This is a genomic window from Streptomyces rugosispiralis (assembly GCF_024505145.1).
Lineage (GTDB): Bacteria > Actinomycetota > Actinomycetes > Streptomycetales > Streptomycetaceae > Streptomyces > Streptomyces rugosispiralis.
The window spans coordinates 1-1,417 of the sequence record NZ_JANIAA010000156.1; the positions used below are offsets into that span (position 1 = coordinate 1).

The 1,417-nt window shown below is 67.0% G+C and carries 1 pseudogene; it reads left to right on the top strand.

The features are described 5' to 3' along the window. A pseudogene (locus NP777_RS46810) lies at window positions 1-1,417 on the top strand (SdrD B-like domain-containing protein); the annotation flags it as partial.

Sequence of the window (1,417 nt, forward strand, 5' to 3'; positions counted from 1 at the left end):
GGTCTGGAACCCGGCCGACTACGCACTGCCGGACTCGCGGTATTTCGTACCGATCCAGAACACCGCCGACGGGCAAGACACCCGGGCACTGGTGGCATTCGGGACGGACAAACGAGGTACGTGTCCTGACGACACCGAGTGCCCGACCACGCTCAACACGAGGGCCCAGGTGGGCACGACGTTCGCGTTGGCCTATGACAAGCACCAGAAGCGGATCTTCCAGGGCGCGTTCGCCCGGCGGTACACCCCGTACGGGCCGGACGGCGGTAACGCGATCTACACCACGCCGACCGACGGTGGGAGCGCGCCGACCCTGTTCGCGAAGGTGCCGGGCGCCACGGCGACGTCGCACGACGCCTCCAACATGATCAAGGACGCCGGGTTCACCGATGCGCCGGGCAAGGAGAGCATCGGCGGTCTGGCCCTGTCGGAGGACGGCTCGACGCTGTACGCGGTGAACCTGCTGACCCGGAGACTGGTCAGCTTCGACGCGACCGGCACCACGGCATCCGCACCCGAATCGACGGTGCGCATCCCGGACCCGGGCTGCGCGAGCCCCGGTGACTGGCGGCCGTTCAGCCTTCAGGTCCACGACAACAAGCTCTACGTCGGTGGCGTGTGCAACGCGGAGAGCACACAGAAGCGCGAAGACCTGAAAGCCGTCGTCTACACCTACGACGGCGGACGGTTCGACACCGTGCTGACCCAGCCGCTCACCGCCAAGCGCGGCTCCGTCTTCGGTTCCAACGACGTCGTCCAGGCCACCCACTGGAACCCGTGGAACACCTCCCTGGCCACGTGGGACGAGCGGAAGGTGGGCAACGTCTTCATCGATCCGCAGCCGGAACTCGCCTCCCTCGCCTTCGCCCGCGACGGTTCGATGATCCTCGGTTTCCGCGACCGGTTCATGGACGTCGTGAGCTGGGGTGGACTGGACCCGAGGCCGAATGACAACACCCCGGAAAGCGGCATGGCCGGCGGCGACATCAACATGGCCTGTGCCGCTCCCACCGGTGGATACGAGTGGGAAGGCACCGGAAGCTGCCCCAACCACGCCACCCCCGCCACCGGTGGCAACCAGGACCCAAGTGTCGTCGAGTACTTCCCGGGCGACTACTTCGGCAACGGGGTTCACGCGGAGACCGCGCTGGGCTCGGTGGCCTACATTCCGCAGCAGCAGTGGGTCGTCAGCACGGAGTTCGACCCGGTCGCCAACGTCGCGACCTCCGGGACCGGTTACCACAACGTCACGACCGGTGAGGGTCCGGGCAACGATCCGACCCACAACGCGTACCAGTTCGTCAGTCAGGCACAGAGCGGGTTCGGTAAGGCCGGTGGGCTCGGCGATATCGCCTACGAGGCCGCGAACGCGCCGATCCAGATCGGCAACCGGGTCTGGTTCGACGGCGACCACAAT